This window comes from Streptomyces sp. E2N166 (assembly GCF_003671715.1).
Lineage (GTDB): Bacteria > Actinomycetota > Actinomycetes > Streptomycetales > Streptomycetaceae > Streptomyces > Streptomyces thinghirensis.
In genome coordinates this window covers 1,348,116-1,361,399 of the sequence record NZ_RAIF01000012.1, presented here as the reverse complement: position 1 = coordinate 1,361,399, position 13,284 = coordinate 1,348,116, and the positions used below count along the sequence as shown (strand labels likewise).

Here is a 13,284-nt window from a genome sequence, read left to right as displayed (position 1 = left end):
CCACGGACCCGACCGATCCCACGGACCCGACCGATCCCACGGACCCGACGGACCCCACGGACCCCACGGACCCGACGGACCCCACGGACCCGACGGACCCCACGGACCCGGGTAACGGCGGGGACAACGGCGGTAACGGCGGAGACAACGGCGGCAACGGTGGCAACGGTGGCAACAACACCGACCCCAACGGCGGCAGCAACGACAACGTCGCCCAGGAAGAGGGTTCCTCGGCCCTGACCGACACCGGCGAAGAGGCCCAGGCCTCCGACACCGCCGCCCAGGGCAGCGGTGACGAGCTGGCCGAGACCGGCGCCGCGGAGACCACGTTCCTGCTGGTCGGCGCCGCCACGATGATCGCGGGCGGTATCGGCTTCCGCTTCCTGCCGCGACTGATGAACAACCGCGGCGCGGCTGCCTGACGGTAGCCGTACGCGTACGCCCCGCGTACGCCCCGCACGCACACGAAGGGGCCCGGAGCGCACATCGCGCTCCGGGCCCCTTCCTCGGCCGTTTCCCGGGGGTCCGCAGGGCCTCCGCGGGTGTCAGGCGGTCTGGTGGGCCAGCAGGGCCACCGCCGCGATCAGCACCACCAGCAGCGCGATCAGCGTCATCGGAGTCAGCCCCGCGAAGAAGTTCCCCTGCTGCAGCCGCTCGCGGTTCGCCCGGCACACCGGGCATCTGCCCTCGTTCACGGGCGCCGCGCAGTTCGCGCACACCAACCGGTCGTACGTCATGCGCTCACCCTCCTTGCCGCTGGCTCCGTCAGGACAACGCCCGCACCGACGCGAACGTTCCCCCTTCCACTGTGCCAGGTTCCGAGGGACCCCGCGCGCCCTCGCTCCAGGGACAAAACGCGCAACTGATGCGCAACCCCGACCGGTGACTGCGGTCGGCTCCCCGGTTCGCGTATGGTCACGCACATCTACCCCCGGCGACCCGTGGTGCATCCGTGATCCGATTCGACAACGTCTCCAAGGTCTACCCCAAACAGAACCACCCCGCTCTCAGGGATGTCTCCCTGGAGGTCGAGAAGGGTGAGTTCGTCTTCCTCGTGGGATCCTCCGGCTCCGGAAAGTCCACCTTCCTGCGGCTGGTCCTCCGCGAGGAGCGGTGCAGCCACGGACAGGTGCACGTTCTGGGCAAGGACCTCGCCCGCCTGTCCAACTGGAAGGTGCCGCAGATGCGGCGCCAGCTGGGGACGGTGTTCCAGGACTTCCGCCTGCTGCCGAACAAGACGGTCGGCGAGAACGTCGCCTTCGCCCAGGAGGTCATCGGCAAGTCCCGCGGCGAGATCCGCAAGTCCGTGCCGCAGGTGCTCGACCTCGTCGGGCTCGGCGGCAAGGAGGACCGCAGGCCGGGTGAGCTGTCCGGCGGTGAGCAGCAGCGCGTCGCCATCGCGCGCGCCTTCGTCAACCGGCCCAAGCTGCTGATCGCGGACGAGCCCACCGGCAACCTCGACCCGCAGACCTCCGTCGGCATCATGAAGCTGCTCGACCGCATCAACCGGACGGGCACCACCGTGATCATGGCCACCCACGACCAGAACATCGTGGACCAGATGCGCAAGCGCGTCATCGAGCTGGAGAAGGGCCGCCTCGTCCGCGACCAGGCGCGCGGCGTCTACGGCTACCAGCACTGACGACGAGGAACGGAAAGGCTTAACGAGACGCCATGCGCGCCCAGTTCGTGCTCTCGGAGATCGGTGTCGGTCTTCGCCGCAATCTGACGATGACCTTCGCCGTCATCGTCTCCGTCGCCCTGTCCCTGGCCCTGTTCGGCGGTTCGCTGCTGATGAGCGACCAGGTCAACACCATGAAGGGCTACTGGTACGACAAGGTCAACGTCACCGTCTACCTCTGCAACAAGAGCGACGCGAAGTCCGACCCCGCCTGTGCCAAGGGCGCGGTGACCGAGGACCAGAAGAAGCAGATCCTCGCCGACCTCGAAGAGCTGTCGGTCGTGGACAAGGTGACGTACGAGTCGCAGGACGAGGCGTACAAGCACTACAAGGACCAGTTCGGCGACTCGCCGCTGGCCAGTTCGCTCACGCCGGACCAGATGCAGGAGTCGTACCGGATCAAGCTGAAGGACCCGGAGAAGTACCAGGTCATCGCGACCGCCTTCGACGGCCGGGACGGCGTGCAGTCCGTCGCGGACCAGCGCGCGACCCTGGACAACCTCTTCGAGCTCCTCAACGGCATGAACTGGGCGGCACGCGCGGTGATGGCGCTCATGCTGGTCGTCGCGCTCATGCTGATCGTCAACACGGTGCGCGTCTCGGCGTTCAGCCGGCGGCGCGAGACCGGCATCATGCGGCTGGTCGGCGCCTCGGGCTTCTACATCCAGGCGCCGTTCATCATGGAAGCGGCGGTCGCCGGTCTCATCGGCGGCGCGGTCGCCTGCGGCTTCCTGGTGACCGCGCGGTACTTCATCATCGACCACGGGCTCGCCCTGGCCGACAAGCTGGCCCTGATCGACTTCATCGGCTGGGACGCCCTGCTGACGAAGCTTCCGCTCATCCTGGCCACCAGCCTGCTGATGCCCGCGCTGGCCGCGTTCTTCGCGCTGCGCAAGTACCTGAAGGTGTGACACATACCAAGAGGGCCGAACGGTCAAGCGACCGTGCGGCCCTCCTGCGTTGTCCTAGACTCACCGCCATGTCAGGTCGTGACCTGTTCTGTCAGCCCCGTCGCGCACGCCACGGGGCCGCCCTGACCTTGGTGTTCGCGAGCGTGCTCGTCGCCGGCGCGGCCACCGGCTCGTTCCCCGAGGCCGACCGGAAGCCGGCGCCCGACACGACGCCGGTGGCCGGTCAGCAGGGTCGGCCCGCTCAACACGCCGACGTCGCGCGGGCGGCCGCCGAGGCGATGGCCGACGGCAAGTCCCCCGAGGAGGCCGCCGAGCATGCCGTCAGCCGCAGCGGGGACCGCTGGGGCGCCGTCTACTCCCGGGGCGAGTACGAGGAGTTGGAGGACGCCCTCGACGGCCGGTACACCGGCGTCGGGCTCTCCGCCCGCCGCGAGCGCGACGGCCGCATCGAGGTCACCAAGGTGCGCTCCGGCTCGCCCGCCGCCGGCGCCGGCATCCGCGAGGGCGACCGGCTGCGCAGCGTCGACGGTGAGCGGGTCGACGGGCGTCCCGTCACGGAGGTCGTCTCGATACTGCGCGGCGACGCCGAGCAGGAGCCCGCCGGCACCGCCGTCCGGCTCGGCCTGGAACGCGGCACGCGCGCGTGGACCGAGACCGTACGCCGGGCGAGGCTCTCCACGGACCCCGTGACCGTGCGCACGCTCGCCGACGGCGTCACGGTCGTCGAGGTCCTCTCCTTCACCAAGGGCGTCGGCGAACAGGTGCGCGGCGCCGTGGAGCGGCTGCCGTCCGGCGCCGGTGTCGTCCTCGACCTGCGCGGCAACTCCGGCGGCCTGGTCGCCGAGGCCGTCACCGCCGCCTCCGCCTTCCTCGACGGCGGCCTGGTCGCCACGTACGACGTCGACGGCGATCAGCGGGCCCTGCACGCCGAACCCGGCGGCGACGCCACCAGGCCCCTGGTGGCGCTCGTCGACGGCGGCACCATGAGCGCGGCCGAGCTCCTCACCGGAGCACTCCAGGACCGCGGACGGGCGGTCGTCCTGGGCTCGCGCACCTTCGGCAAGGGCTCGGTGCAGATGCCGAGCCGGCTGCCCGGCGGCTCGGTGGCCGAGCTGACCGTCGGGCACTACCGCACTCCCTCGGGCCGCGGCGTCGACGGCACGGGCATCACGCCCGACCTGGAGGTCGACCCGACGGACCCGGCCGCCCTGGAACAGGCCCGGACGGTGCTGAGCGGACTGGGACCGGCCGCGTAATCGGCTTTCCGCGGACCCCCTCCGTAGTGCGAAAATGGGCGGCACTATGGCTAAGGAAAAAGGGCGCAAGCTGATCGCGCAGAACAAGAAGGCGCGGCACGACTACCAGATCCTCGACACCTACGAGGCCGGCCTGGTCCTGTCCGGGACCGAGGTGAAGTCGCTGCGCCAGGGACGGGCCTCGCTGGCCGACGGCTTCGTGCAGCTGGACGGACACGAGGCGTGGCTGCACAACGTGCACGTGCCCGAGTACAGCCAGGGCACCTGGACCAACCACAGCGCCCGCCGCAAGCGGAAGCTGCTGCTGCACCGCGTGGAGATCGACAAGCTGGAGGCGAAGTCCCAGGAGACCGGTCACACGATCGTTCCCCTGGCGCTGTACTTCAAGGACGGCCGGGCCAAGGTCGAGATCGCGCTGGCGCGAGGCAAGAAGGAGTACGACAAGCGCCAGACCCTCCGGGAGAAGCAGGACCGCCGCGAGGCGGAGCGGACGATCTCGGCGATCCGGCGCAAGCAGCGGGCCTGACCCTCCGGGGAATAGGCTGGCACGCGCGTGCGTTGGTCACGTACGATGGCATCTGCACCCCACAGCGGGTGCGCGCCCCCTCCTCGGAGGGGATTGAAAAATCAACATGGGGATGATCGGTTTCGACAGCGGATGTCGAAGCAGGGGAAGCGTGTCGAGGAAGCGGCCATGATCTCGTAAACCACAGGCCGAAAAAAATAATCGCCAACACCAAGCGCGATTCCTCCCAGCAGGCCTTCGCCCTCGCTGCCTGATCTCAGGTAGCGAAGCGAGCCTCCTACTAAGGGAGTGTCAGCCCGGGGCTGTTCCCGACCCGGATCCTGGCATCAGCTAGGGGACTAAACCTTGATCCCGGTCACGGGGTGAAGAGGGAAACCAAACAGTGACTGAGCCCGTCGGAGACTTGTCCGCGTGATCTCCGGGGCTGAGAAAATCGAAGCGGACTGCACACGGAGAAGCCCTGGTTCCGCACCGTTGGACGCGGGTTCGATTCCCGCCATCTCCACAGTTCCCATGTGGGCGAAGGCCCCGCCGCTCCAGCGCGGCGGGGCCTTCGTCATGCCCGCGGCCGCCCCGCCGAGCCGAGAGCCGGTGCCAGGGCCAGCAGCAGGGCCACCGCGGCCGCCGTGACCGGTACGCCGTAGGCGGCCGTGGGGGAGACGTGCTCCACCGTCCAGCCGCCAGCCGCGCTGCCGCAGGCGATGCCGCCGAGCAGGCCGGTCACCGCGAGGGTCATACCCTCGTTCAGGCGGCCCTCCGGAGTGCGGTGCTGGACCAGCGTCATGGTGGTGACCATCGTCGGGGCGGTGGCCATCCCGGCGATCAGCAGCGTGAGCGCCAGCAGCGGCAGCGAGCCGGTGAGGGATGCCGCGAGCAGCGGCAGCGTCAGCAGGGCCGTCATCGCCGCGACACACCACGGCAGGCGGTGCTCGGCGGGGCCGGCCGGCTTCATCGCGCCGTACAGCAGGCCCGCCGCGCAGGAACCGGCCGCCTGAAGCGCGAGGACCACCCCGGCCGCCGCACGATGCCCCTGTGCGTCCGCGAACGCGATCGTGACGACCTCCATGGCACCGAACACCCCGCCCATCGCCAGGCACACCACCAGCAGCGGCGGGATACCCGGGACGCGGACGGGGGCCTTCGCCGTCGGGCGCGGCCGGGCCGGCGGTTCGGTCGCGCGCTGGGCGGTGAACAGCAGCATGCCGCTGACCAGCAGCACCGCCCCGACCAGTGTGCCCGCCTCCGGGAACAGCGCCGTGCACAGGAACGCGGCGAGGACCGGCCCGAGCATGAAGCACAGCTCGTCCGCGGCCTGCTCGAAGGAGTTCGCGGTGTGCAGGGCGTCGGCCGCGTCCTTCCTGCCTTTCAGCAGGTGGGCCCAGCGGGCGCGGGCCATGCCGCCGGTGTTGGGCGTCGTGGCGGTGGCGGCGTACGCGGCGAACAGCGTCCAGGCGGGCGCGCCGTACCGGACGCACAGCAGCAGGGCGAGCGAGCCCAGGGCGGCGATCAGGGTGGCGGGCAGCGCCACCCTGGCCTGGCCGTGCCGGTCCACCAGCCGTGCCGTCCACGGGGCGACCAGCGCCGTCGCCGCGAGTCCCGTCGCGGTCACGGCGCCGGCGAGGGCGTACGAACCACGGGTGCCGGCGATCATCACGACCGCGCTCACGCTGAACATGCCCATGGGCAGCCGGGCCATGAGATTCCCGACCGTGAACGCTCGGGCGCCGGGCAGGGCGAGGAGGCGCCGGTAGGGGCCGGGTGGCCGGCGCCAGGTGCGCGGGCCGAAGTCGGCGGCGACCAGGGTGTCGGCGGTGACGGCGAGGAAGGTGGTCCGGGAGGACGGGCGTTCGTAGGTCGGTTGCGGCATGTGCTCACCGTCGCCCGGGGGTGACCAAGGGGTCCAACACCTTCTCCGTACCCATTCACGCACTCGCGTTGTAAATTCGCCGGATGTCCGCACCCGCGCACGTCGACCCCCGCCTCCTGCGCGCCTTCGTCACCGTCGCCGAGGACCTGCACTTCACCCGGGCCGCCGCCCGTCTGTACGTCGCCCAGCAGGCGCTCAGCAGGGACGTGCGGCGCCTGGAGCGGGAGCTGGGCGCCGAGTTGTTCGTCCGGACCACCCGGCAGGTGACCCTGACGGCCGACGGCGAGCTGCTGCTGCCGTACGCCCGCCGCGTCCTCCAGGCGCAGGACGACCTCCTGGCCGCGTTCGGACAGGCCCGCCCGCTGCTGGTCGACCTCAACTCCCCGGGACTGGTCACCGGCCGCCTGGTCCTGGAGCGTGCCCGCGGGCTCGCGCCCGGGGAGGAGTTGATGGCGCGTTACGAGAGCGGGCTGACCCACGCCGCCGCCGAACTGCTCGCGGGCCGCCTCGACGTCTCCTTCGGCCGGTTCGCGGGCCTCGCCCCCGCGCTGCGGGCCGGGCTCGGCCACCAGCCCGTCCGCTACGAACCCATGGCGGTCGTCCTGCCCGAGGACCACCCGCTGGCCGGGCTGCCCCAGGTGCCGCTCGCCGCCCTCGCCGGCGAGACCGTGTACGCCGGGGCCGGAAACCCGCGGACGGTGGAGTGGACCGACCTCGCGCACCGCCTGTTCGAGGGGCGCGGCATAGAAGTGGCGGCACCCGCTCCGCTGGCCGTCGGGGAGGAGGAGTTCCAGCGGATCATGGACAAGACACGCAATCCGATCCTCGCCGTGGTGAGCTTTCCGGCCATGGCGTCGACCGTCGTGCGCCCGCTCGTCGATCCAGTGCCGCTGTCGCCGGTGTCACTCGTCTGGCGAAAGGGACTGGCACACCCCGCGTTCGACGCGCTGCGCCGGGCGGCTGCCCAGGTCGCGGCCGAGGAAGGCTGGCTCCGCAGGCCCGCCGGAGGGTGGCTTCCCGCCGTCGACGCCGCTGTGATGTCCGTCCACAACTGACACGCGGGAACCACACATCCTCCGCGTGCGCTACATTCTTGGCCTGAGCACGGTGTGGTACAGGGGGCGCTCGAACCTGGTGGGGGCCGGTTCGGCCGACGGGTGCTCGGAGTCGTATGCGCACCCGGAACCGTCCCTCGGGGGGAAGTGCGTGCGCGTGAAGAAATGGCAGAAAGACGCCCAACCGGAGTGGCCCCAGGCCGCGTCCGGGATGCGTGATCTCCCGGAGGCGAGACAGGATGCTGACGCCACCGAGGTGTTCCCGGCGACCCGGGCCTTCCCGGTGACCGGGGAGTTCCCGACGGCCGGAACGCCGTCCGCCCGGTCCGGCCGGTCCGACGGCCCCACCGCGTCCCCCGCATCCCCCGCATCCCCCGGGTCCGGCGCGGGATGGTTCGGGGGCTCCGGAGCCGCGGGCGCCGCAGCCGGGCCGGAGGTTCCGCGCAACGCGGCCCCGTCGTCGGGTGCCGCCGAGAACCGGTTCCCCGGCCCGCGGGGGAGCGCCGGAGGCGACGGGACGGAGATCCTCGGTTCCCGAATAGGGAGGGACCGAATAGGCGGGAGCCCGGTGGGCGGAAGTCCGGTGGGCGGGAGCCCGGTGGGTGCAAACCGTACGGACCGGGGCCGGGTCGCTGATCCGTTCGGCCAGGGGCGGATAACTTGGGGCGGAACCAACCAGGCCGGGGCGAACCCGAACGAGGGAACCCCGACCCCGGGCAGGACGGCACCGGACAGGACGGCCCCGACCACGACGACCCCGCTCGGTAAGGGCCCCGAGGGCGCCGCGCCGACCGGAATCGGCCAGAACGGCACCGCCCCGGACGCCGACAGGACGGACATCCTCCCCACGGCACCTGTGGCCCCCGTGGCCGCCCCGACCCGCGCCTTCCCCACGACCGCGCCCGGCCCCGCCACCGCCGCCCTCCGCGACCCCTGGCAGGACACCCCGGACGCCGACGCCGCCCCGGACGCCGGCGATCACACCCACGATCCGCACGAGGTCACGGTCCAGCTCGACGCCGTCCAGCTCGGTGACGGCGTGATCCGAAGGGCCGACAGCGGGCACCGCAAGAGGCGCCCGGAACGCGAGTCCGACGGACCGGTGTTCGTCGACGCGTCCGGACGCCGCAGCCGCCTGTACCGCCGAATCGGCATCGCCGTCGGCGTCGCCTGCGCGGTCTACGCCGTCGTCATCGTCTCCACGCTGCTGTCCGGCAACTCCAACGCGCCCTGGCTGCCCGTGGAGGGCCAGCAGGAGGGCAAGCCGGCCGGCCGGGTCGACACCACCCCGCTGCCCTCGCAGTCCGCGCGGCCCTCGAACACCGGCAGCGCCGCTCCGCAGGTCAGCCCTTCCGCCGGTACCGGCGTGACGACGGCGCCGGGCGCCGACGCCCCCGCGCCCGGTACGTCGGGTACCGCGCGGCAGCCCGGCACCGGCGCCGCCGCAGAGCCCTCGGAGACCGGGGCCGGCACGCAGCCGGGCGGCGGCGCGTCCGACCCGGACCCGACGCAGTCGACGCAGGTTCCGCCGCCCGCGACCACGGACCCGTCGACCCCGGCCGGCGGCGGCGATCCCACGGTCGACCCGACCGCGCCCACCGTCGACCCCACCACGGGCACCGACCCGGGCGGCGACACGGCCGCCAACGGCGTGAGCGATCCCCTCTCCGCCGCCGGGCCCGCCGACGAGCCCGTCGTCGCCGGCCCGGACACCACCCTCACGTCCCCTTCCCTGTCCCCGGAGAACACCCTCTGATGGCATCCCGCACCCGCCGTCACGGGGCCGCGCGCAGCGCCCGTGAGGGCGTCCGGCGCCGCCGCCTGCCCCTGCGTCTGCTGCTTCCGCTGCTCGTCCTGGTCGCCCTGTCGGCGATGCTCATGCTGCGCGGGTACGTGCACAGCGAGATCCTCGCCGACCACCGCGTCCAGCCGCCCGCCGCCACCGACCAGGTGCCGGAGAAGATCCTGGAGGGCGGCCCGGTCATCGACGTCCGCGGCGGCCGCACCGAGAGCCTGACCGTGCCCGACCACCGGCTGGTCCTCACGTTCGACGACGGTCCGGACCCGATCTGGACGCCGAAGGTGCTGGACGTGCTGAAGAAGCACGACGCGCACGCGGTCTTCTTCGTCACCGGCACCATGGCCTCCCGCTACCCCGACCTCGTCGAGCGCATGGTCGACGAGGGCCACGAGGTGGGCCTGCACACCTTCAACCACCCCGACCTCTCCTTCCAGTCCAAGAAGCGCATCGACTGGGAGCTGTCGCAGAACCAGCTGGCGATCACCGGCGCGGCGGGCATCCGCACCTCGCTCTTCCGCCCGCCGTACTCCTCCTTCTCCGACGCCATGGACAACAAGTCCTGGCCGGTCACCGAGTACATCGGCAGCCGCGGCTACATCACCGTCGTCAACAACACCGACAGCGAGGACTGGCAGCGGCCCGGCGTCGACGAGATCATCCGCCGCGCCACGCCGGAGAACGGCGAGGGCGCCATCGTCCTGATGCACGACTCGGGCGGCGACCGCAGCCAGACCGTGGCGGCGCTGGACAGGTTCCTGCCCGACCTGCAGAAGAAGGGCTACGAGTTCGCCAACCTCACCGAGGCCCTCGACGCGCCCAGCGCGATGAGCCCGGTGACCGGCGCCGAACTGTGGAAGGGCAAGGCCTGGGTCTTCCTCGTCCAGGCCTCGGAGAAGATCACCGACGGCCTGGTGGTGGGCCTGGCGATCATCGGCACCCTGGTCATCAGCCGCTTCGTGCTGATGCTGCTCCTCTCCGGCGTCCACGCCCGCCGGGTCCGCCGCAAGGGCTTTCGCTGGGGCCCGCCGGTGACCGAACCGGTGACGGTGCTGGTGCCGGCGTACAACGAGGCCAAGTGCATCGAGAACACCGTCCTCTCCCTGATGGCCAGCGACCATCCCGTCGAGGTCATCGTCGTCGACGACGGCTCCAGCGACGGCACGGCCCGGCTCGTCGAGGCGATGGGCCTGCCGAACGTCCGGGTGATCCGCCAGCTCAACGCGGGCAAGCCGGCGGCGCTGAACCGCGGCCTGGCGAACGCGAGTCACGACATCGTCGTGATGATGGACGGCGACACCGTCTTCGAACCGTCCACCGTCCGCGAACTCGTGCAGCCCTTCGGCGACCCGAAGGTGGGCGCCGTGGCCGGCAACGCGAAGGTCGGCAACAAGGACAGCCTCATCGGCGCCTGGCAGCACATCGAGTACGTGATGGGCTTCAACCTGGACCGCCGGATGTACGACATCCTCGGCTGCATGCCGACCATCCCCGGCGCGGTGGGCGCCTTCCGGCGCTCGGCGCTGGCACCGATCGGCGGCATGAGCGACGACACGCTCGCCGAGGACACCGACGTCACCATGGCGCTGCACCGCGCCGGCTGGCGCGTGGTCTACGCCGAGAACGCCCGCGCCTGGACCGAGGCCCCCGAGACCGTCCAGCAGCTGTGGTCCCAGCGCTACCGCTGGTCCTACGGCACCATGCAGGCCATCTGGAAGCACCGCCGCGCGGTGATCGAGAAGGGTCCTTCGGGCCGCTTCGGCCGCGTGGGCCTGCCCTTCGTCTCCCTGTTCATGGTCCTGGCCCCGCTCCTGGCCCCACTGATCGACGTCTTCCTGCTCTACGGCATCGTCTTCGGCCCGACCCAGAAGACGATCATGGCGTGGCTGGGCGTCCTGGCCATCCAGGCGGTCTGCGCGGCGTACGCCTTCCGTCTCGACCGCGAACGCATGACCCACCTGATCTCGCTGCCGCTGCAGCAGATCCTCTACCGCCAGCTCATGTACGTAGTGCTGCTCCAGTCCTGGATCACCGCGCTCACCGGCGGCCGCCTGCGCTGGCAGAAGCTCCGGCGCACCGGCGTGGTCGGGGCGCCCGGCGGCTCTGTGCCGCGCCAGGGTTCGCGGGGCAGCGATGATCGGAGGCCCGTGGCATGACCCACGGTTACACGACCGGTACGGGTACGAACCCGGAGCCGGCCGGCCCGTACGGAACCCCGTACGCGGGGGTTGCGGACGGGGGAGACCCGTACGGTGCCGCGAGGACGCCGCACGCCGTCCCGCAGCAGCGCACGACGGAGCCCGCACCCGAGCCCGGCACCGCGCCGGCGCCCGCCCCGGCCGCCAAGAAGCCGGGCCGCGACCGGTACCTGGACCTGCTGCGCTCCATCGCCCTGGTCCGCGTCGTGGTGTACCACCTGTTCGGCTGGGCCTGGCTGACGGTGGTGTTCCCGTCGATGGGCGTCATGTTCGCGCTGGCGGGTTCGCTGATGGCGCGTTCGCTGAAGCGTCCGGCGATGAGCGTGATCCGCGGGCGCGTGCGCCGCCTCCTGCCGCCGATGTGGGCGTTCGCCGCGGTCGTGCTCGCGATGATGTTCATGAACGGCTGGAACCCGGCGGACGACCCGGACCGCGGGGGCACCTGGGGTCTGATCGGGCTGTTCAACTACATCGTGCCGATCGGCGCACCGCCCTACCCCTGGCACATCGGTTCCCAGTCCGGCCTGCTGGAGGACACCTGGGCGGTGCAGGCCGCGGGGCCGCTCTGGTACCTGCGCGCCTACCTGTGGTTCGTCCTCGCCTCCCCGCTGCTGCTCTGGCTGTTCCGCAAGGCCCCCTGGCCGACGCTGCTCGCGCCGCTCGGCCTCACGGCGATCGTCGGCACGGGCGTGGTGACCATTCCCGGCGAGACGGGCAACGCCGTCACCGACTTCGCCGTCTACGGCGGCTGCTGGGTCCTGGGCTTCGCCCACCACGAGGGCCTGCTGAAGCAGATCCCGCGGTACGTCTCCGTCTCCTGCGCCTCCCTGATCATGGCCTTCGGCCTCTGGTGGGCCTCGAACCATCTGGGCCCCGACGGGTGGGACCTCAACGACATCCCGCTGGCCCAGGCCACCTGGTCGTTCGGTTTCGTCGTGATCCTGCTCCAGTACTCCCCGTCGTGGCGGGAACTCCCGGGCCGGCTGGCCAAGTGGGACAAGCTGGTGACCCTCTCCAACAACCGCGCGGTCACCATCTACCTGTGGCACAACCTGCTGATCATGGCGACGGTCCCGGTCATCGACCTGGCCTACCGGCTTCCCTTCATGCAGAGCGAGCGCGCGGTGGCGGCCCTCGACGGCGCGTACACGATCTGGATGTTCGCCCTCGTCTGGCCGCTCATCGGGCTGATGGTCCTCGCCGTGGGCTGGGTCGAGGACCTGGCGGCGAAGCGCAGGCCGCGGCTGTGGCCGAACGGCACCAAGCGCTCCGCCGGGAGCCGGCCCGGGGCGCGGGCGGCCCACCGGGGCTGACGCCGGGCGGGCCCGGGTACCGTGCCGCCGCGTCCCGTGCGAGACTGCCCCGGTTGCGGAAGTGAACAGGGCGGCGTGAGCCGGTCAGGGGGGCGGGCGGGATGAGTAAGCGCCAGACGCAGAAGATGCTGCGGCTGATGGCGAGCGGGGAGCCGGTCGAGCTCACCAGTCCGATGGCGTCCGTGAAGAAGCTCGCCAAGCTCGCCTTCGTCGCCCAGCAGTTCGGGTACGAGTACGCCGACGTGCGGCAGGGCGGCGGGAACAACAGCTCGCTCAGGATGCTGCTGGTCCCCGATCCCGGCCCGCAGGCCCGGAGCCGGGCCGCGCAGAACTGGGCGCAGTACCCGAACGCCGGCGACGGGGTCTCGGTGCCGCCGCTCGTGCCGGACGCCTTCGAACTCCTCAAGGCGCGGATCAACTTCGACCTCACCGGCAAGAGCGCCGAGAAGCGGATGGGCTACGGCGCGCTCGGCGCCACCGTCGGCTGCGTGGTCCTCGCCTACCGCTTCGGCGGTGCGTCCGACGACTTCGTCGTGGCCGCGGTCGTCTGGCTGTGCGTCCTGGCGCTCCTGGGCGTCGGCTTCCTCGTCAACCGCAGGCGCAACGCCAAGTTCGCGGCGCGGTTGCGGGCCGCCGGGTTCACGCCGGTGGCCGACGAGACGGGGCGGGTGCGGTACCT

At 71.6% G+C, this 13,284-nt stretch carries 11 protein-coding genes, 1 other RNA gene and 1 pseudogene; 11 read left to right on the top strand and 2 right to left on the bottom strand.

Going from position 1 to position 13,284, the window contains the following annotated elements; genetic code table 11:
- Positions 1–422, top strand: a pseudogene (locus EBH09_RS13985) (hypothetical protein); the annotation flags it as partial.
- A gap of 123 nt (positions 423–545) precedes the next feature.
- Here EBH09_RS13985 and EBH09_RS13980 read toward each other — a convergent pair.
- Positions 546–737, bottom strand: coding sequence for a hypothetical protein (locus EBH09_RS13980; RefSeq protein ID WP_121747258.1), 192 nt, complete (start codon positions 735–737; stop codon positions 546–548).
- 215 nt (positions 738–952) lie between these two features.
- Between EBH09_RS13980 and ftsE the strand changes: the two genes are divergently transcribed.
- From ftsE to ssrA, 5 genes are all read left to right on the top strand, one after another.
- Positions 953–1,642 carry a cell division ATP-binding protein FtsE gene (gene ftsE / locus EBH09_RS13975; RefSeq protein ID WP_053131878.1) on the top strand — a complete coding sequence of 230 codons (690 nt, stop codon included), beginning with the start codon at positions 953–955 and terminating at the stop codon, positions 1,640–1,642.
- Positions 1,643–1,674: 32 nt separating this feature from the next.
- Complete coding sequence (gene ftsX / locus EBH09_RS13970; protein ID WP_121747257.1) at positions 1,675–2,592, top strand: permease-like cell division protein FtsX; 918 nt, start codon at positions 1,675–1,677, stop codon at positions 2,590–2,592.
- Between the two features lie 68 nt (positions 2,593–2,660).
- Positions 2,661–3,848 carry a S41 family peptidase gene (locus tag EBH09_RS13965; RefSeq protein WP_193776286.1) on the top strand — a complete coding sequence of 396 codons (1,188 nt, stop codon included), beginning with the start codon at positions 2,661–2,663 and terminating at the stop codon, positions 3,846–3,848.
- Between the two features lie 46 nt (positions 3,849–3,894).
- Positions 3,895–4,374, top strand: a complete 480-nt coding sequence (gene smpB / locus EBH09_RS13960; protein WP_073723717.1) for an SsrA-binding protein SmpB — start codon at positions 3,895–3,897, stop codon at positions 4,372–4,374.
- 108 nt (positions 4,375–4,482) lie between these two features.
- Positions 4,483–4,882: a transfer-messenger RNA gene (gene ssrA, locus EBH09_RS13955) on the top strand.
- Between the two features lie 48 nt (positions 4,883–4,930).
- Here ssrA and EBH09_RS13950 read toward each other — a convergent pair.
- Positions 4,931–6,241, bottom strand: coding sequence for an MFS transporter (locus tag EBH09_RS13950; RefSeq protein ID WP_193776285.1), 1,311 nt, complete (start codon positions 6,239–6,241; stop codon positions 4,931–4,933).
- 83 nt (positions 6,242–6,324) lie between these two features.
- Here EBH09_RS13950 and EBH09_RS13945 point away from each other — a divergent pair, with 83 nt between their 5' ends.
- The 5 genes from EBH09_RS13945 to EBH09_RS13920 form a co-directional block, all read left to right on the top strand.
- Positions 6,325–7,296, top strand: a complete 972-nt coding sequence (locus EBH09_RS13945) for a LysR family transcriptional regulator (protein WP_121747255.1) — start codon at positions 6,325–6,327, stop codon at positions 7,294–7,296.
- A 598-nt stretch (positions 7,297–7,894) separates the two neighbouring features.
- Positions 7,895–9,052 carry a hypothetical protein gene (locus tag EBH09_RS13935; RefSeq protein ID WP_238697294.1) on the top strand — a complete coding sequence of 386 codons (1,158 nt, stop codon included), beginning with the start codon at positions 7,895–7,897 and terminating at the stop codon, positions 9,050–9,052.
- Positions 9,052–11,250: a glycosyltransferase gene (locus tag EBH09_RS13930; protein ID WP_121747252.1), complete on the top strand. Its 2,199-nt coding sequence runs from the start codon at positions 9,052–9,054 to the stop codon at positions 11,248–11,250. Before EBH09_RS13935 ends, EBH09_RS13930 begins: the two co-directional genes overlap by 1 nt.
- Positions 11,247–12,605, top strand: coding sequence for an acyltransferase (locus tag EBH09_RS13925; protein ID WP_121747251.1), 1,359 nt, complete (start codon positions 11,247–11,249; stop codon positions 12,603–12,605). The genes EBH09_RS13930 and EBH09_RS13925 overlap by 4 nt, the downstream gene beginning before the upstream one ends.
- 101 nt (positions 12,606–12,706) lie before the next feature.
- Positions 12,707–13,284 (top strand): hypothetical protein (locus tag EBH09_RS13920; RefSeq protein WP_121747392.1); only part of this gene is annotated, 578 nt, incomplete at its 3' end.

Bases quoted from the DNA above. Each gene is read 5' to 3' on its own strand.
- EBH09_RS13965 (WP_193776286.1), top strand. From the start codon at position 2,661: ATGTCAGGTCGTGACCTGTTCTGTCAGCCCCGTCGCGCACGCCACGGG.
- EBH09_RS13980 (WP_121747258.1), bottom strand. From the start codon at position 737: ATGACGTACGACCGGTTGGTGTGCGCGAACTGCGCGGCGCCCGTGAAC.
- EBH09_RS13925 (WP_121747251.1), top strand. From the start codon at position 11,247: ATGACCCACGGTTACACGACCGGTACGGGTACGAACCCGGAGCCGGCC.
- EBH09_RS13930 (WP_121747252.1), top strand. From the start codon at position 9,052: ATGGCATCCCGCACCCGCCGTCACGGGGCCGCGCGCAGCGCCCGTGAG.
- EBH09_RS13950 (WP_193776285.1), bottom strand. From the start codon at position 6,241: ATGCCGCAACCGACCTACGAACGCCCGTCCTCCCGGACCACCTTCCTC.
- smpB (WP_073723717.1), top strand. From the start codon at position 3,895: ATGGCTAAGGAAAAAGGGCGCAAGCTGATCGCGCAGAACAAGAAGGCG.
- EBH09_RS13945 (WP_121747255.1), top strand. From the start codon at position 6,325: ATGTCCGCACCCGCGCACGTCGACCCCCGCCTCCTGCGCGCCTTCGTC.
- ftsX (WP_121747257.1), top strand. From the start codon at position 1,675: ATGCGCGCCCAGTTCGTGCTCTCGGAGATCGGTGTCGGTCTTCGCCGC.